The organism is Streptomyces sp. NBC_00289 (assembly GCF_041435115.1).
Lineage (GTDB): Bacteria > Actinomycetota > Actinomycetes > Streptomycetales > Streptomycetaceae > Streptomyces.
In genome coordinates, this window is record NZ_CP108046.1 from 473797 (window position 1) to 491808 (window position 18012).

The following is an 18012-nucleotide window of genomic DNA, read 5'->3' on the forward strand; positions in this document are numbered from 1 at the left end:
TGAAGATCCGCGAGGGCCAGGTCGCCAACAGGCCGATATACATGGCCCTGGCAGTCGGCCGATTGCGGAGTGATTATCGATTATTGAGGACAATCCCTCCGAAGGGCATTGTCAGACATCCCATGGCGTTGGGTGTCAACTCGTGGCGAGGTTGGCGTGGTGGGCCCAGGCGGTGGCCTCGTCGTAGCGGGTGCGGGTCTTGAGGCATCCGTGGAGGATGCCGACGAGGCGGTTGCCGACCTGACGCAGGGCGGGGTTGTAGTCGAGTTCGCGGGCTCGCTGCTTGTCGTAGTAGCGGCGGACTCCGGGTGAGTTCTGCAGCGCGCAGAACGCCTGGCGCTGCAGCGCGTCGGCGAGGCGGTTGTTGCGGACGAAGCGGGCCTGGACGGTGTGGCTCCTGCCGGAAGCGCGGGTGACCGGGCTGGTGCCGGCGTAGTTCTTGCGTGCCTTCGCGGACGCGTAGCGGGCGGGGTCGTCCCCGAACTCGGCGAGCACCCGGGCCCGGACGATCTCGCTGATGCCGGGCATCGACAGGTAGATCTCAGCGTCCGGGTGTGCCCGAAAATGTGCCTTCACTTCACCCTCCAACGTGTCTATCTGCTCGTTGAGGGCAATCAGCAGCCGGGCGTGCGCGGTCGCCGCGGCTGCGTAGGCGGCGGTCACCGGGGCCGCGACGTCGAGCTGGGGCTCGCGCAGCGCGGCCGCGATCGTCGCGGCCCTCTGGTCGCGGTTGCGGCGGCGGTGCCGGGCCAGCACCGCGGTGATCTGCTGTTTCGTCAGCTTCGACGCCCGCTCGGGTGTGGGGGCCTTGACCAGCAGTTCCAGGGCGTCGGTGCTGGTCAGCTCCAAGCTGGCGTAGGCAGTGAGCGCGCCGGGTACTCGCGCAGCGTGTTCCGCAGGCGCTGGAAGGTGCGGGTGCGTTCCCAGATCAGGGTCTGATGGGCGCGGGCAACGACCTTGACGGCCTGGGCCTGCTCGCTGTCCCCGGCGATCGGCCGTAACTGATCGCGGTCGATGCGGGCCATGTCCGCGAGCGCGTGCGCGTCGCCCTTTTCGCTCTTCGCGCCGGAGGTGCCGTAGCGTTCCTTGAACCGGGCCGCCTGCCGCGGGTTGACCGCATAGACCTGGTAGCCAACCGCGAGCAGGGCCTGCACCCACGGCCCGCGGTCGGTCTCGATCCCGACCACTACCTGCCCCGGCTCCAGGTCCTGGCCACCGTACCGGGCGACCAGGGCGTGCAGCTTGGCGATCCCTTCGACACCCTCCATCAGCCGGGCGGTCCCGAGCCTGCGGCCCGAACCGTCCTGGACCTCGACATCATGGTGGGGTCGGCGCGGAGCGCGGTACTGGGGTTCCTCCCAGCCCGTTTCTCCGCGCCGCCCTCCCGAACCGGACGTGCGAGTTGGCCCCGCATCCGGCTCTCCACAAGCCCTGTTGAGCAGTTGCTTTCCTCAGGTCGTGCTGGGCCAGGGCGACGGAATGGTCGTCCCTCTGGGCCGGTATCGCGTGGTGACTACCGAGCCGGGGTTGAACAGGACGACGTCGCCGTCGTGTGGCCACCATCCGCCGTCGCAGTAGCGGCGGCGGAGTTCCTTCCATCCGGTTCCGAGGTGTTTGCGGCGGAGCCATCCGAAGACCTGACGCCAGACGATCATGCGCAGGTATTGAAAGGCCCGGGCAGACACCCCGGGGCGGAAGTAGGCCGTCCAGCCCCGCAGCACTTGGTTGAGCTTGTGCAGCAGGACTGCCAGCGGCAGGCTGACGTTCATCCGGCAGAGCGCCTTCGTCTTGGCCTTGATGGACCGAAGTGCCTTCTTGGCCGGGTAGTTGTAGACGTACTGCCGGTCGGTTCCCCGCTTCTGGTGGCGCTGGATGCGCCAGCCGAGGAAGTCGAGGCCCTCGTCGATGTGCGTGATCAGTGTCTTCTCCTCCGACAGCCGCAGGCCGACGGTGGAGAGGACCTCCGCCACTTCGGGAAGCAGTGCTTCCGCGTGAGCTCGGGTGCCCGAGACCAGAATGACGAAGTCGTCCGCGTACCGGATCAACCGGTAGTTGGCCAACCCCTTCTGGCGCCGGGTGAACCGTCGCTTCGGGCTGGTCTGTGGTCCGCCCTCGATCTTGGTGAAGTGCTCGTCCAGGACCGAGAGGGCCACGTTGGCCAGCAGCGGCGAGAGAATCCCGCCCTGCGGAGTGCCGGTGACGGTCTCCCTGGAGGTGCCGACCTCGGTGAGGATGCCCGCCTTCAAGAACGCCTTCACCAGCGCGAGCACGCGCTTGTCCCCGATCCGAACCCGCACTCGGTCGATCAGGGCCGAATGCGAGATCTCGTCGAAGCAGGCCTTGATGTCGCCCTCCAGCACCCACTCGTAGGTCTTGGATGCCAGAAAGCGCGTCTCGGCCATCGCGTCATGCGCACGCCGGTTGGGCCTGAAGCCGTACGAGCACGGCGCAAAGTCCGCCTCGAAAATCGGCTCCAGCACCAGCTTCAAGGCCGCCTGGACCACCCGGTCGGCCACGGTCGGAATCCCAAGGCGCCGCCGCTTGCGCGACCCCGGCTTGGGGATCATCCGTTCCCTGACCGGCACCGGACGGAAGCTGCGGGATTTCAACTGCTCCCGCAGTTCGGCGAGGAACTGAGCCTCGCCAATCCGTTCCCGGACGAAGGTGACGGTCATGCCATCCACTCCGGCCGAGCGCGCACCCTTGTTCCCCGCGACCCGCTCCCAGGCCATGGCCAGGAACGCGGGATCGCAGACGAGGTTGTACAGATCGTCGAACCGACGATGAGGATCGTCGTTCGCCCAACGGTGCAGCTTGGTCTGGATCTCCAGTACCCGCCGTTCAGCCCGGAACGAGCCGAGCGGCAGATCACTCGTATTCACCAGCGGTCTCCTGGTCTTCCAGTACGTCCACTACTGACTTGCTGGCCCCCTTCGCCATGCGGCCGGCTTTCCCGGCCTCGGACTACTACGGAGCCTCCGCCCCGCCCGGCGCCGAAAGCTGACGACGTGCCTGTCCTTCCGCCGCACTGGCTGCGCGGGGCGAGGACGACACCGGACGGTTCCCACGTTCACTTGAGAGTCGATCGACGGGTGAGGCGCCCAGCTCTACCCCTGCGGCATCGCCACGACTACGCCGCAGACATTCACCGTGGCCTCCTGGCCGTTGATCACATGGCGACCAGGAGTTACCCGCTCTCGCACGAGGAGCAGGTATGCACCGCGACCAGCCCATATCCGCCAGATTTGAGCTGGTGGGCCGTTAAGGGGCGTCAGACACTGGTTCCTCTCGTACACCTTCCCGTCTCGCTGACCGGACCCGCGCCATCTGGCAGTACTGGCACGTCCCGACGTTGTCAGGGCTGCTCCCACCCTCCCCGGCGTCTCCCGGATCAGGCTGCCCTCAGCTTCACCCAGCCGCTGCGACGGCCAGGAGTCGAAGGTCTCTCACCCCCGCTCGACTTCAAGCGCCTCGTGGCGCACGTGGTCTTCGGCCCAGTCGTCGCCGACGAACAGCACCCGCTTCTCCAACAGGGCCCCGGCGAGTGCCTGGATCGTCCGGTTTGATCATGTGATGCCGTAGAGGGCGAGGACGCGGGGGCGCTCGGTGTGGGCTCGTCGTCCGGCAGCGGTGTTGACGTAGCCGGCGAGCTTGAGTGTGCTGCGGATCAGGTCGCGGAGGACGGCGAGTACGGCGGGCGCGTTGTGGGTCCTGACCTGGGACTTGTCCTCGTTGAAGGTGACATCTCGACACCAGTGGACGGTATTTTCCACGGTCCAATGCCCGCGAGCCCAGGACGCGATCTCGGCTGCGTTCGCTTCCTCGGCGGGCAGGTCGGTGATGGCGTAGACGGTCTCGCTGGACCATTTCTTCGCGCCGTAGAGACGGCGTCTGCGCTGGATGCGCAGGACCTGGGCCGCGTGCGGGAAGAGCAGGCCGTCGACGGTGACGACCTGCACGAGCCGCTGCTCGTGGCGGCCGTGGCCCCGGGCGTCGTCGCGGTGGATCACGGGGATCTTCTTCCAGGGCAGGGCGTGGAGTTGACGAGCTTGTGCGCGTTGGTTGTTCTTGATGGTCAGCAGGTAGTGGGCACCGCGTTCGCGGAGGTAGGTGTGGCGTGGTCGCGTTGGGCGTGGAGGGCATCGGCGGTCACGACCGTCCCCGCGAGATCCGCGTCGTCGATCTGGTCGAGGAGAGGTGCGAACTCGGGGATCTCGTTGGTCTTCGCGCCGATCTCGCGGGAGGCGAGCGTGACACCGTCACCGTGGCGGACGGCGGACAGGACGAAGACCCGGCTGCCGTCCGGGCGGCGGGCGCCGCGCAGGCACTTGCCGTCCACCGCGATCGCCCGCCGCCGGATTCGTACCGGATCGGCGTGGGCGGCCGCCCGGTGGGCCCGGCGCTGTTCACGCTCGGTGCCACCGTTGGGCATGACCGGCTCCGGCCGGCGGGGCTGTGCGGACAGCAAGGGGCGAAGGTAGTCGTAGGCCGCCGCACAGATCTCACCGGGATCCAGGCGTCCCAGGACGCTGCGCAGGGTCTTCTCGCTCGGCACCCGGTAGCGGCCGAGCAGTGGGTGGTAGGGCAGGCCGAAGGAGGCCAGTTCCTCCGGCGCCGCACGTCGGCACCACTCCGCCGCCGCACTGATCGAGTCGTGGCCGGACGGGGTCATCGCGCAGACCACCAGGGCCAGCAGCGAGGAGAGCCGGTAGCGCACCCCGCAAGTCCCTCTCGGGTCGGTGACCGACTCGAACTCGGCGACGAGGCAGCGGACTTGATCCTTGGCGGCACCCTCGCCAAGGGCTTCCAGGCAGGGTGCATGAGGCACGGGGACAGCGACAGGCGATGATGGAGGAACGAACACGGCACCTTCGTGGATCTTGCAGCGTAGAGAACTACATGATCCACAGGTGCCGTGTTCACCTGCTTCCGGGGCCCAGCACCGAGATCAGCATCCCAGAACGGGATGATCCAGGCACTCGCCGGGGCCCTGGCTTCTCCAACCTCTCGACGTACAACGTGCACGTGGCCAGCGGAAGACACAGCTCGCGCCCTAATGGATCCAGTGCTCACGCCGCCACAGCCCCGGCGGGCACGCCATCCCATCAGCAGTCGGGCCTTCCGGTCGGACAGCAGGGGCACGGTCTGACAACAGAGCTCGTACAGCTCCGGTGGAGATAGTGCTCACCTGCTGGCGGCCACTCATCGAGTCTCGCCTACGACCCGACGAGCCCCATTAGGTTGAGTGGATGCCTTCTCCGGTGGCATGGTCATCCGTCTGGTCGGATCGCTGGAGGGGCTGCTCGTGGACACGGTGTCGTGCCGGGGGTTCCGCTTCCCGCCGGAGATCATCTCCCACTGCGTGTGGCTGTACCACCGGTTCAGCCTGAGCCTGCGCGACGTCGAGGAGCTGATGCCCGAGCGCGGCATCGAGGTCAGCCACGAGACCATCCACCAGTGGACACGCCGGTTCGGCCCCGCCTTCGCCAACGCGCTGCGCCGGCGCCGCCCGCGGCCGGGCGACACATGGCACCTCGACGAGGTCTTCGTGAAGATCAACGGCGTGCAGAAGTACCTGTGGCGGGCCGTCGGCCAGGACGGGAACGTGCCGGAAACTGATGACGAAGACCCGCACCGTGCCGAGGGTGATCGTCACCGGCAAACTCCGCAGTTACGGCGCCGCCCACCGCACGGTGATGCCCTCGGTGGAGCACCGCTCGCACAAGGGCCTGAACAACCGCGCGGAGAACAGCCACCAGTCGACGAGGCAACGCGAGCGCGCCAGGAAGGGCTTCCGCTCCGTCGGCGCCGCGCAAGGGTTCCTGGCCGCGTTCAGCGGCATCTCACCCCACTTCCGACCCCGACGCCACCTGCTCACCGCACCCGGCTACCGCACCGAAATGATCATCCGCTTCGCCGTCTGGAACCAGATCACCGGCACCTCGCCCTCCCCACCGCAGCCTGAACTAGACGCCACGACTACGGCTGAAAACGTCCCGAACCGACCACCCCAACGACTCACTCAACCTAATGGGGCTCGTCGGGTCGTAGGCGAGACTCGATGAGTGGCCGCCAGCAGGTGAGCACTATCTCCACCGGAGCTGTACGAGCTCTGTTGTCAGACCGTGCCCCTGCTGTCCGGCCGGAAGGCCCGACTGCTGATGGGATGGCGTGCCCGCCGGGGCTGTGGCGGCGTGAGCACTGGATCCATTAGGGCGCGAGCTGTGTCTTCCGCTGGCCACGTGCACGTGGTACGTCGAGAGGTTGGAGAAGCGGGTGCTGTTCGTCGGCGACGACTGGGCCGAAGACCACCATGATGTCGAGGTCCAGGACGGTTCGGGCCGCAGGCTCGGGACCGCCCGGCTGATGGAGGGTGTCGAAGGGATCGCCAAGCTGCACGCCCTGGTCGCCCGGTACGGTGGCCAGGACCTGGAGCCGGGGCAGGTAGTGGTCGGGATCGAGACCGACCGCGGGCCGTGGGTGCAGGCCCTGCTCGCGGTTGGCTACCAGGTCTATGCGGTCAACCCGCGGCAGGCGGCCCGGTTCAAGGAACGCTACGGCACCTCCGGCGCGAAGAGCGAAAAGGGCGACGCGCACGCGCTCGCGGACATGGCCCGCATCGACCGCGATCAGTTACGGCCGATCGCCGGGGACAGCGAGCAGGCCCAGGCCGTCAAGGTCGTTGCCCGCGCCCATCAGACCCTGATCTGGGAACGCACCCGCACCTTCCAGCGCCTGCGGAACACGCTGCGCGAGTACCCGGCGCGCTCACTGCCTACGCCAGCTTGGAGCTGACCAGCACCGACGCCCTGGAACTGCTGGTCAAGGCCCCCACACCCGAGCGGGCGTCGAAGCTGACGAAACAGCAGATCACCGCGGTGCTGGCCCGGCACCGCCGCCGCAACCGCGACCAGAGGGCCGCGACGATCGCGGCCGCGCTGCGCGAGCCCCAGCTCGACGTCGCGGCCCCGGTGACCGCCGCCTACGCAGCCGCGGCGACCGCGCACGCCCGGCTGCTGATTGCCCTCAACGAGCAGATAGACACGTTGGAGGGTGAAGTGAAGGCACATTTTCGGGCACACCCGGACGCTGAGATCTACCTGTCGATGCCCGGCATCAGCGAGATCGTCCGGGCCCGGGTGCTCGCCGAGTTCGGGGACGACCCCGCCCGCTACGCGTCCGCGAAGGCACGCAAGAACTACGCCGGCACCAGCCCGGTCACCCGCGCTTCCGGCAGGAGCCACACCGTCCAGGCCCGCTTCGTCCGCAACAACCGCCTCGCCGACGCGCTGCAGCGCCAGGCGTTCTGCGCGCTGCAGAACTCACCCGGAGTCCGCCGCTACTACGACAAGCAGCGAGCCCGCGAACTCGACTACAACCCCGCCCTGCGTCAGGTCGGCAACCGCCTCGTCGGCATCCTCCACGGATGCCTCAAGACCCGCACCCGCTACGACGAGGCCACCGCCTGGGCCCACCACGCCAACCTCGCCACGAGTTGACACCCAACGCCATGGGATGTCTGACAATGCCCTGGCAAAGACTCAGTAGCAGCTTGATCTTTTGCGAGCCATTGGAAGTGAGTATCGTATACCTGGATAGCTCGGGTTGAAGATACGTATATGGAACCGTCTTCCTTGCCTCGGATCCACACTCGCCACTCTTGTGATATCGATGCAACAATCAGGATGCCGTATTCTGCGCGAAGGGGTATTTATGAAACTGAAAGTTGGCAGATTTTCGTGTCCTCCGACTGTCGTCGGACTGGTCGCTTTAATGATTACTTGCATCATTGCTGCACTTTGTGCAGTGCAATCGCAGGACAGGAGAATACGTGCGATAGACTACTCCAGTCACATAGGAGGCGGAGCAGCTTTGGCAATTTCTGTTTTCGGCGAAAAAGCTTATGGTTATTTGTGCGATGGCCATGAAGTGGGAGATTGGTTCAGTGGGGCCGCTTCCGGAGATGGCGCATTTGAACTGAATGGACCGGATGGAGCGCGCCTCTCAGGAAAGGCGAGGAACGACCACGCGTCCGGGATCCTTGAGCGACACGGTAGTTCCACAGCCTTTGACCTCAAAACTGGTCGATCTGTCGCCATGTATAAAGCAGTATCAGTAACCGAAGGCCATGATATTGATGCGGGCTGGATATTCCTGCCGGATGGTACTCAGACTGGCGTGGTGAACCGGAATGCTACTCGCATTTCAGCTCCGCCACTTTCTCTGCCAGCCTCACGGGTCACCATCACCGGAACCGTTCTGAACGTGATTCGAATCGGCCGAAACCCTCGAAGTTCACCCGCTAAGACGTTGGTGCCTGAGCCGTCGCGTGGTGAGCCGGAGAAGACGTTGGTGCCTGAGCCGTCGCGTGGTGAGCCGGAGAAGACGTTGGTGCCTGAGCCGTCGCGTGGTGAGCCGGAGAAGACGTTGGTGCCTGAGCCGTCGCGTGGTGAGCCGGAGAAGACGTTGGTGCCTGAGCCGTCGCGTGGTGAGCCGGAGAAGACGTTGGTGCCTGAGCCGTCGCGTGGTGAGCCGGAGAAGACGTTGGTGCCTGAGCCGTCGCGTGGTGAGCCGGAGAAGACGTTGGTGCCTGAGCCGTCGCGTGGTGAGCCGGAGAAGACGTTGGTGCCTGAGCCGTCGCGTGGGTAGAGGTCTTGGGTTTGATCCGCTTTGACGGACATCCTCAGGGGCCCCGGGAGGTGTTGTCAGACATCCCATGGCGTTGGGTGTCAACTCGTGGCGAGGTTGGCGTGGTGGGCCCAGGCGGTGGCCTCGTCGTAGCGGGTGCGGGTCTTGAGGCATCCGTGGAGGATGCCGACGAGGCGGTTGCCGACCTGACGCAGGGCGGGGTTGTAGTCGAGTTCGCGGGCTCGCTGCTTGTCGTAGTAGCGGCGGACTCCGGGTGAGTTCTGCAGCGCGCAGAACGCCTGGCGCTGCAGCGCGTCGGCGAGGCGGTTGTTGCGGACGAAGCGGGCCTGGACGGTGTGGCTCCTGCCGGAAGCGCGGGTGACCGGGCTGGTGCCGGCGTAGTTCTTGCGTGCCTTCGCGGACGCGTAGCGGGCGGGGTCGTCCCCGAACTCGGCGAGCACCCGGGCCCGGACGATCTCGCTGATGCCGGGCATCGACAGGTAGATCTCAGCGTCCGGGTGTGCCCGAAAATGTGCCTTCACTTCACCCTCCAACGTGTCTATCTGCTCGTTGAGGGCAATCAGCAGCCGGGCGTGCGCGGTCGCCGCGGCTGCGTAGGCGGCGGTCACCGGGGCCGCGACGTCGAGCTGGGGCTCGCGCAGCGCGGCCGCGATCGTCGCGGCCCTCTGGTCGCGGTTGCGGCGGCGGTGCCGGGCCAGCACCGCGGTGATCTGCTGTTTCGTCAGCTTCGACGCCCGCTCGGGTGTGGGGGCCTTGACCAGCAGTTCCAGGGCGTCGGTGCTGGTCAGCTCCAAGCTGGCGTAGGCAGTGAGCGCGCCGGGTACTCGCGCAGCGTGTTCCGCAGGCGCTGGAAGGTGCGGGTGCGTTCCCAGATCAGGGTCTGATGGGCGCGGGCAACGACCTTGACGGCCTGGGCCTGCTCGCTGTCCCCGGCGATCGGCCGTAACTGATCGCGGTCGATGCGGGCCATGTCCGCGAGCGCGTGCGCGTCGCCCTTTTCGCTCTTCGCGCCGGAGGTGCCGTAGCGTTCCTTGAACCGGGCCGCCTGCCGCGGGTTGACCGCATAGACCTGGTAGCCAACCGCGAGCAGGGCCTGCACCCACGGCCCGCGGTCGGTCTCGATCCCGACCACTACCTGCCCCGGCTCCAGGTCCTGGCCACCGTACCGGGCGACCAGGGCGTGCAGCTTGGCGATCCCTTCGACACCCTCCATCAGCCGGGCGGTCCCGAGCCTGCGGCCCGAACCGTCCTGGACCTCGACATCATGGTGGTCTTCGGCCCAGTCGTCGCCGACGAACAGCACCCGCTTCTCCAACCTCTCGACGTACCACGTGCACGTGGCCAGCGGAAGACACAGCTCGCGCCCTAATGGATCCAGTGCTCACGCCGCCACAGCCCCGGCGGGCACGCCATCCCATCAGCAGTCGGGCCTTCCGGCCGGACAGGCTTAATCATCCGATTTCGGGCGGCGCCGGCGCAGCGCCGCGGCGTAGGCGGGGCCGAACCGGCGGGTGGCGTGGATCTGCTTCAAGGAGGGCGAGGAGCCCCGGATGATCTAGCGGTCAAGCCGTCGGGCGGCTACACGAAGAAGGACTTCCCCCGCTTCCCCGCCCTGCTTCACCGTCGTCTGGAGGGCCCGGTCACCATCGTCTGAGATGTCTGGTCACCGCCGCCGACATCGCGCCCCCGGCCTGTGTCGAGGTGGCCGGTCGTGATGTACCTGCGCAAGCAGGGCCCGGGCTCCAGCTTGCCCTTGCCGTTGAGGGTGGCGAGGACCAGGTCGGGGTTGTGGGTGTCCATTCCTCAACATCAAGCAGCTGGTCGTCTCCTCGGAGCACGACGACGACTCACTCAACGACAACATCGATCACGAGTCACATCAGGGCGACTCTGCTGCGCAATTCGCTGCGAAGAGTGGCGTGTTGACGAGGTGATCGTGCCCGTGGCCGCTTTCCTGCCGTGCGGCTGCGGGGGAGATGATGCGGATGTCGTTGCAGCCGAAGGGGTTACCGGAGGTCCCGGAGCAGACCGCGGCGGTGGCCCGGGCGGCTTTCCCCAAGGGGAGCCTGCCGATTCGGGTACGGGACCGCCTGGCGGAGGTCTTCGCCGACGAGCCGTTCACCGGCGCCTTCGGGGTCCGTGGCGCCCCGGGGATGGCACCGGCGGTGCTGTCTCTGATCACGGTTCTGCAGTTCGCCGAGAACCTGACCGACCGGCAGGCCACCGTGATGGCTGTCCGGGCGATCGACTGGAAGTACGCGATCGGGGCGGAGCTGACTGATACCGGCTTCGATCCCAGCGTGCTGGCCCGCTTCCGCGCCCGGTTGGCCGGGCATGGCCTGGAGCGGGTGGTCTTCGACCGGCTGGTCGACCACTGCCGTGAGGCCGGGCTGGTCGGTGCCGGCAGCAGACAGCGTACCGACGCCACCCACGTCATCTCCGCGGTGCGGAACCTGAACCGGCTGGAGCTGGCTGGAGAGAGCGTACGCGCGGCGCTGGAGGCCCTCGCGGTGGCCGCCCCTGCCTGGCTGGCCGACCAGATCGACGTCGCCGAGTTCGCTCACCGCTACGGACCGAGGGTCAACGGCTGGACCTTGCCGTCGTCCAAGACCAAGCAGGACCGGCTGGCGCAGGTGTTCGCGCAGGACGGCTATGCGATCGTGCGGGCCGCCTACGATACTGCCGCCCCGATGTGGATCCGCGAGGTCGAGGCCGTCCAGATCTTGCGGCAGGTGCTGGTGCAGACCTACTGCCTGCGCACCGATACCCGGGGGCGGGAGGTGATCGTGAAGCGGGACGCCGACGACGAGGGCGTCCCGCCCGGCAGACGCCGTCTGGCTTCCCCGTACGACACCGACGCACGCTGGGCGGTGAAAGGTGAGGATCTGTTCTGGTGCGGATACAAGATCCACCTGACTGAGAGCTGCGATACTCAAGCCGGAGCCGGAGCCGGAGCCGGAGCCGGAGCCGGAGCCGGACGGCGCGCCGGCCCACGGCCGAATCTGATCACCGACGTGCACACCATCGACGCCACCGTGCCGGATGTGAAGGCCACGACCGGTATCCAGCAGCGGCTCGCCGAACGCGACCTCGCCCCGGGCGAGCACTACCTCGACTCCGGCTATCCCTCGGCCGACCTGGTCACCGCCGCCGCGAAGAACGGCATCGCCATGGTCACCCCGCTGCTGGCCGACCGTTCCCCGCAGGCCAGGGCCGCCGAGGGGTTCGCCAAGAGTGCCTTCCACATCGACTGGAGGACCCGGACCGTCGGCTGCCCCGAAGGACACGCCAGCACCGGCTGGCATTCCGTCACCCAGCACGGACGCGACGCCATCGTCATCGAGTTCGCCAAGTCCGACTGCGGCAGCTGCCTGGTCAAGGACCGGTGCACCAGCGCCGCCCGCGGCAACCGCATGCTCACCCTGCGGCCCAAGGAGATCCACGAGACCACCGCCAAGGCCCGCACCGAGCAGAACACCCCGGCCTGGCGGACCAAGTACGCCCTGCGCGCCGGCATCGAGGGCACCGTCAACCAGGCCCTGGACGTCACCGGCCTGCGCCGGGCCCGCTACCGCGGGCTGCCCAAGGTCCGCCTCCAACACGCCTTCTCCGCAGCCGCGGTCAACGTGGTGCGGCTGGACGCCTACTGGAGCGACCAGCCCCTCCGCCGGGTCCGCACCAGCCGCCTCGAACGCCTCGCCTACCGGCTCACCGCGTAGACCTCACCAATTGCGCAGCAGAGTCGCCCTGTCGCGTAACCCTCGACCGAAATGCGCAACGGAGTCGAGTCGGGGGTCAAAGTCGGGGTGTTCTCAGTGAGCGTTTTCAGGGTGGCCACTGATCGAGTGATGCAAGGGGATGGCTGGCAGGGCAACGGACGAGGCTCCCAGGCAGTTGAGAGAGGTATCTGACATGCGATCTCGGTTGCCGGGGAGCCCCGTTGATTACGTATCCTGCCGCACTCGACCTCCCGCATGCCCTCGTGGAGACGGTCACGATGCTGATCGTCCTTCGTGAGGGTGACCGCCGGTGCAAGCTCCGTCCGTCCGCGCGTGCGGTTGTCGCGCTCGTGTACTTGCGCCAGCACACCACGCTGGCCCAGATCGCCGCTGGTTTCCGCATCAGCGTCGGGACCGCGCACGCCTATGTCCGCTCCGTGGTGGGCCTGCTGGCGCGCCGGGCTCCGGGGCTGACGCGGGCCCTGCGTGAAGTGAAGGCCCGGGCGGAATACGTGCTGGTGGACGGCACCCTCGCGGAGTGCGACCGGGTCGGTGACGGCCGCGGGGACTACTCGGGAAAGCACCGGCGTCACGGTGTGAACCTGCAGGTCGTCACCGATCCGGACGGCACCATCGTATGGATCTCGAAGGCGCTGCCCGGTCGCACCCACGACCTCACCGCCGCCCGCACCCACCGGATCATCGACACCTGCCGCAGACTCGGTATCCCGGTCCTGGCCGACCTCGGCTACCTCGGTGCCGGCGGCACCATCACCACCCCGATCCGACGTTCTCCCGGCAAAGAACTCAACCGCCGGCAGCTATCGCTGAACAGGGCTCATGCCCGCCTGCGCTACCCGGTCGAGCGCGGCATGGCCCGATTGAAGACCTGGCGGATCTTCCGCAAAGCCCGCTGCAGCCCCACCTGGCTCACCACCGCAGCCAAAGCCGTCCTCACCCTTGAGAGCTACTGCTGAAAATCCTCATCGAACGCAATACAGCCGTGCGCCGCTTCGAGATCCCCTCTCTCGCCACACACCTGAGCGCGGCGATCGCCGTCGCCGAAGGCTATGCAGACGCCGACCAAGGCAAAGGCGTCGGACTGACCGACGCCATGAACGTCGCCCTCGCAGCCGCCTACCGGACCGAGGTCCTTCTCACTACCGACCGGCATTTCCGCATGATCCGGCCGCTGACCGGCCACCAGGCATTCCGCCTCCTGCCCGACGACCTGTAGACCGAGCACCTACGCGACGCGGCCGCCTCCACTGGTCCGCCCAGGAGGTTCCCGGTGCTAGGAGTGGCGGCACCATCCAGGTCTACCAGGAGGCGGGTCTCTCCCACCTCGACCCTGGCTAGATCTATGTCTCGGACGCCGGCCAGGTCGCCAACCTGCTCTTCCGCCGCCTGACGCAGTTCCAGGAGGACGGCAAGGGCGGCGTCTCGGTCGTCGGCGACCTCGCCACCGACTCGGGCAAGTCCTCCGACGGCGCAAGACCTGGACTTCACTATGAAGCACAGGCACACCGCATTTTCGTGTCAGAGCCACTTCAGCTCGTACGCCGACGACACCGGCCACCGCTACTCGGCGATGCATGCCCGCCGAGCCGAACAGCAGCCGCGGGCAGGCGCGGCACCGGGCACCAACTGGCCAGCGCAGCGCGGTAGGCCCTCGCCGCGGCCAACACCGCACGCTGCGCGACCCACATCGAGTCACGGCCCGCCGTGACGTGGGCACGGAGGACAAGATTTTCCAGGCCGCCGAGCGCGCGTGGGCCGACATGGTCGAGCACGGCACCCCCGTGACGTCTGCCACTCGCTCGCTCAGCGCCCCCGTGCGCCACGGTGAGCACCAGCTGCTCACGCCGCGCCCCGGGATGCGGCGGAACCTGGGAGACCAGGCCCGTTCTGACCCGTTCGACCGTGGGCACACCGGGCGGATTTCCCATCAGGAATGTGTGACGCAATGGGCACGACTTCACAACTTTCGGCCGGACCGGTGGCCGAGAAAGTGATCCGAGTGTGGGCACAGGCCCTGTTCTGCTCGCCCCTGCGCCCACCGGACCAGATCAGTACAAAGACGGTGTGCGCGGCGGTCGCCGAGGAGCTGGCCCGCCACGCGACAGTGCCCGGCGGGTGCGCGGGAGCGGTCGCGCAGCGGGCCGGGGACTGCCCCGAGCTCTTCACCGCGCGGATGGCCTGGTGCCTGGAACAGGCCACCCACGCCTACACGGCGCCGGCCTGCGGTGGATGCCAGGCATGACCAGCCCAGCAGGCGCCCAGCCGGACAACGCAGGCTCCTGCACCACAGCCGCGAGCGGCATGCCCTGCGGGGCGGAAGACGCCGCACGCAGCCAGCTCTGGTGGACCGTCCACCAGGCAGCCGGCGGCCCCGGACGCATGCCCGCCCACACCGACCGCCTGCGCCGGTGGTCCGGCCTGCTCATCGACGCCCTCCTGGCCTTCCATGACGATATGACGCGCCTGCCCGGATCGCAGGCCCGTATCTGGCAACTACGCCTGGCGCTGACCACCGAGCAGCGACTCCGGCCCGTTACCGGTGGCATCCCGGCCCACCGCTGGCTGGTCCACGCCCGCCACCGCACCCAGACTCGCCCCAATCCCACGCTCGACCGACGGCTCTACCAGTCCTGGATCCCGCACCTGGTCGCCGCGGTCCGCGACCTCATCAACGAAACCGCCGCAGCAATCGCACACACCGCAAACACCGAACAAGACCCCGCCACCACGGTCCACCTCCTGCAAGCCCGCCACATCCTGCAGCACACCTGCCGCCACCTGAACAGGCCCCACGAACTACGACCACCGCCAGCCAGGAACAAATGAGGTCAGTTGATCGGGCAACTGGTGGACCGCGCGAAGGCTGGCGGGATCAAGTTGACCGGTGAGGGCGGGCTAATGCAGCAGCTGACGAAGAGGCTCTTGGAGTCCGCTCTCGAGGGTGAGATCGCCGATCATCTCGGCCACGAGAAGCATGACAGGGCCGCCGACGGCAACACCCGCAACAACACTCGTTCGAAGACCGTGGTGACCACGTGAGGTCGTGAATGCGCATCGCTCACTACGACAGTCTTCATCCACGCAGGATGAGGCGGTTTGGCATCTCCCCCCGCAGGGCGAAGCCGAAGGGCCATGATTTCCTTCATCTCCCGCACAGCATCACTTCCAGAAGCTGCCCTACAACCAACTCCTTTTCGTGTTCAGGACACAAGACCTGCAAGTTCACTCCGTGACGGCGGCGCCTGCCCGAATAGTCGGCCCGGCTGTCACCTCTCGCCGTCGCCCGAATCCTGGTTCTGGATCACTTTCAGTGCTGGGGCCACGGAGGGTCACCGAAACCGCGATCATGAACGGTCGTGGGTGATGTTCTCCTCCAGAACCTGTGGTTCCACCAGGTCCAAGGTGTCGTGATCGAAAACGTTGTGCCTGACGGCGAGTTGGTGGCCGTGCGGGCCCGGGCGGTTGCGGAGCGGGTCGTATGTCCAGCGTGCGGGACGCTGTCGTCTCGGGTGCACAGCCGGTACGTACGGCGGCTCGCCGACAGCTCGGTCAGAGGGCGTCCGGTGCTGATCGAGTTACAGGTGCGGCGGTTCCGCTGCGGCCAACGTTTGTGCAGACAGGCGACGTTCGCCGAGCAGGTCGACGGACTGACCGTCCGGCACGGCCGACGCAGCGCCGGGCTGCAGACAGTGCTGGAGCGTGTGGCGGTGATGCTGGCCGGCCGTGCCGGTGCCCGCCTCTCCCAGACTCTGGCCGCCGGGGTGAGCAGGTCGACACTGCTGCGGTTGATCCGTCGCCTGCCGGAGCCCGAGACCTCGACACCGCGGGTGCTCGGGGTGGACGACTTCGCGCTGCGCAAGGGCCACAAGTACGGCACGATCCTGATCGACATCGAAACCCGTCAGCCCATCGACCTGCTGCCGGACCGGACGACGTCGACGGTCGCCAAGTGGCTCGCCGACCATCCCGGCATCGAGGTGATCTGTCGGGACCGCTCCACCGCCTATGCCGAGGCCGGACGGCTCGGCGCCCCGAACGCCATCCACGTCGCGGACCGATGGCACATCTGGTCGAACCTTACTGAGGCCGTCGAGAAGACAGTCGTTCAACACCGCGCTCTGCTACGTGAGCCGCACGACGCCGCCACGGCCCAGGCCGTCGCGGACACGGAGAACACGAACCTCGATCCGCCCTCTCCCAGAGGGCCGCGGACAACCGGCCGACTCTCCGACCGCATCCGGGAACAGCACGCGGCTATCCACGCTCTCCTCGAGCAGGGCATCGGACTGCGCGCGATCGCCCGCCAACAGGGGCTGGCCCGCAATACCGTCCGCCGCTTCGCCAACGCGGCAAGCGCGGACGAACTCCTGGTTGGCCGGTGGACCGGCCGAGCCAGCATTCTCGACCCCTACAAGCCTTACCTGCACCAGCGGTGGGCGGAGGGCTGCACCGTCGCCCGCCGCCTGTTCGAGGAAGTACGCGAACGTGGCTACCCCGGCGGCGAGAACGTGGTGAAGGTCTACGTGGCCAAACTCCGCGAGAACTTTCCGCACGACCCGCCCCACAAGACGCCGTCCGTGCGGAATGTGACCAGCTGGCTCACCCGCCATCCCGACCGCCTCACCGAGGACCAGACCCAGCAGCTCAAAGCGATCCTGGCTCGCTGCCCCGCGCTCGACCGCACCGCCCACCACGTCCGCACGTTTGCCGAGCTCATGAACAACCGTCAGGGCCGGGACCTGAACAAGTGGATCACGAGCGTCCGGGCCGAGGACCTGCCAGCCCTTCATACCTTCGTCACCGGTCTCGGCCAGGATCTCGATGCCGTCGTCGCCGGCCTCAGCCTTCGCTACAGCTCCGGCGCGGTCGAGGGTCAGAACAACAAGATCAAGATGTTGAAGCGGCAGATGTTCGGCCGAGCCAACTTCGACCTGCTCCGCAAACGGGTCCTCCTCACCGCGCGATGCCGTTCATGATCGCGGTTTCGGTGACCCTCCGTGGCCCTAGCACTGAAAGTGATCCAGAACCCAGGTTCAGCCGACGCCGACATCACCGACCCGGTCGCACTCGGCGAGCGTCCCATCGAGCAGAGGTAGCGGGCGTCGGAGTTTCGCAGGGCTGCGGTCAGGCCCGGTGCCCGGGCAGCCAGGAGAGCCGCGACAGCGTGGACGTAAGCGTGGGCTGTGCCCAAGCCCACGCTGATCCCGAATCAGGCGGCGATCTGGTGCAGCGTGTCGTACTTGCGGAGGTACACCAGTGCGCCAGTGAACGCCGTGTGCTCATACGAGACCCGCCGGTTCGCGTCCTTGCAGTAGACGATCCGGGTGTTGCCGGGATGCAGACGCAGCCCGACCTCTTCTATCCGGTTCCCGATCGCCTCCACCAGTTTTCTGGCCTGGCTCTGCGCAGGGCCTTGAAGGTGGTCTTGAGTAGGGAGTTGGCGCGCTCGCTGAACGCGGGCAGGAAGCGTTGCGCTCCTCCGGCGGAGCGGGAGCCCTTCATCGCCCGTTCGCGCTGTCTCGTCGGCTGGTGGCTGTTCTCGGTGCGGTTGTTCAGGCCCTTGTGGGAACGGTGCTCGACCGAGCTCATCAGCTCGCGGTGGGCGACGCCGTAGGAGCGGAGC

General features: G+C 67.4%; 10 protein-coding genes and 8 pseudogenes. 11 read left to right on the forward strand and 7 right to left on the reverse strand.

Features of this window, described 5'->3' with window-relative positions; all coding sequences use genetic code 11:
- Positions 1 to 135: 135 nt before the first annotated feature.
- The 3 genes and pseudogenes from OG985_RS02525 to OG985_RS02535 form a co-directional block, all read right to left on the reverse strand.
- Positions 136 to 1325: pseudogene (locus tag OG985_RS02525) on the reverse strand (IS110 family transposase); the annotation flags it as partial.
- A 126-nt stretch (positions 1326 to 1451) separates the two neighbouring features.
- Positions 1452 to 2882, reverse strand: a complete 1431-nt coding sequence (gene ltrA / locus OG985_RS02530) for a group II intron reverse transcriptase/maturase (protein ID WP_371666641.1) — start codon at positions 2880 to 2882, stop codon at positions 1452 to 1454.
- Between the two features lie 684 nt (positions 2883 to 3566).
- Positions 3567 to 4864 (reverse strand): annotated as a pseudogene (locus tag OG985_RS02535) (ISAs1 family transposase).
- Between the two features lie 402 nt (positions 4865 to 5266).
- On the opposite strand from OG985_RS02535, the pseudogene OG985_RS02540 reads away from it, so the two are divergent.
- The 3 genes and pseudogenes from OG985_RS02540 to OG985_RS02550 form a co-directional block, all read left to right on the forward strand.
- Positions 5267 to 5933, forward strand: a pseudogene (locus OG985_RS02540) (IS6 family transposase); the annotation flags it as partial.
- A 343-nt stretch (positions 5934 to 6276) separates the two neighbouring features.
- Positions 6277 to 7499 (forward strand): annotated as a pseudogene (locus tag OG985_RS02545) (IS110 family transposase).
- Between the two features lie 163 nt (positions 7500 to 7662).
- Positions 7663 to 8649 carry a hypothetical protein gene (locus tag OG985_RS02550; RefSeq protein WP_371666642.1) on the forward strand — a complete coding sequence of 329 codons (987 nt, stop codon included), beginning with the start codon at positions 7663 to 7665 and terminating at the stop codon, positions 8647 to 8649.
- Between the two features lie 80 nt (positions 8650 to 8729).
- Here OG985_RS02550 and OG985_RS02555 read toward each other — a convergent pair.
- Positions 8730 to 9952 (reverse strand): annotated as a pseudogene (locus OG985_RS02555) (IS110 family transposase).
- A 314-nt stretch (positions 9953 to 10266) separates the two neighbouring features.
- Positions 10267 to 10449, reverse strand: coding sequence for a hypothetical protein (locus tag OG985_RS02560; RefSeq protein ID WP_371666643.1), 183 nt, complete (start codon positions 10447 to 10449; stop codon positions 10267 to 10269).
- Positions 10450 to 10634: 185 nt separating this feature from the next.
- Here OG985_RS02560 and OG985_RS02565 point away from each other — a divergent pair, with 185 nt between their 5' ends.
- From OG985_RS02565 to OG985_RS02600, 8 genes and pseudogenes are all read left to right on the forward strand, one after another.
- Positions 10635 to 12368 (forward strand): IS1182 family transposase, encoded by a 1734-nt coding sequence (locus OG985_RS02565; RefSeq protein WP_371666644.1) that lies wholly within the window; start codon positions 10635 to 10637, stop codon positions 12366 to 12368.
- Between the two features lie 221 nt (positions 12369 to 12589).
- Positions 12590 to 13345, forward strand: a complete 756-nt coding sequence (locus tag OG985_RS02570) for a transposase family protein (RefSeq protein WP_371666485.1) — start codon at positions 12590 to 12592, stop codon at positions 13343 to 13345.
- A gap of 26 nt (positions 13346 to 13371) precedes the next feature.
- Entirely contained in the window at positions 13372 to 13605 is a 234-nt protein-coding gene (locus tag OG985_RS02575) for a hypothetical protein (RefSeq protein ID WP_371666646.1), read from the forward strand.
- A gap of 15 nt (positions 13606 to 13620) precedes the next feature.
- Positions 13621 to 13873, forward strand: a pseudogene (locus tag OG985_RS02580) (ABC transporter substrate-binding protein); the annotation flags it as partial.
- A gap of 494 nt (positions 13874 to 14367) precedes the next feature.
- Positions 14368 to 14631, forward strand: coding sequence for a hypothetical protein (locus OG985_RS02585; RefSeq protein WP_371666525.1), 264 nt, complete (start codon positions 14368 to 14370; stop codon positions 14629 to 14631).
- Positions 14628 to 15215: a hypothetical protein gene (locus OG985_RS02590; protein ID WP_371666647.1), complete on the forward strand. Its 588-nt coding sequence runs from the start codon at positions 14628 to 14630 to the stop codon at positions 15213 to 15215. The genes OG985_RS02585 and OG985_RS02590 overlap by 4 nt, the downstream gene beginning before the upstream one ends.
- A gap of 6 nt (positions 15216 to 15221) precedes the next feature.
- A pseudogene (locus OG985_RS02595) lies at positions 15222 to 15422 on the forward strand (transposase); the annotation flags it as partial.
- A gap of 323 nt (positions 15423 to 15745) precedes the next feature.
- A complete protein-coding gene (locus tag OG985_RS02600; RefSeq protein WP_371666483.1) occupies positions 15746 to 17365 on the forward strand; it encodes an ISL3 family transposase in 1620 nt (539 codons plus the stop codon).
- A gap of 233 nt (positions 17366 to 17598) precedes the next feature.
- Here OG985_RS02600 and OG985_RS02605 read toward each other — a convergent pair whose 3' ends face one another.
- Positions 17599 to 17772 (reverse strand): hypothetical protein, encoded by a 174-nt coding sequence (locus OG985_RS02605; protein WP_371666648.1) that lies wholly within the window; start codon positions 17770 to 17772, stop codon positions 17599 to 17601.
- A 53-nt stretch (positions 17773 to 17825) separates the two neighbouring features.
- Positions 17826 to 18011, reverse strand: a pseudogene (locus tag OG985_RS02610) (DDE-type integrase/transposase/recombinase); the annotation flags it as partial.
- Position 18012: the final 1 nt, after the last annotated feature.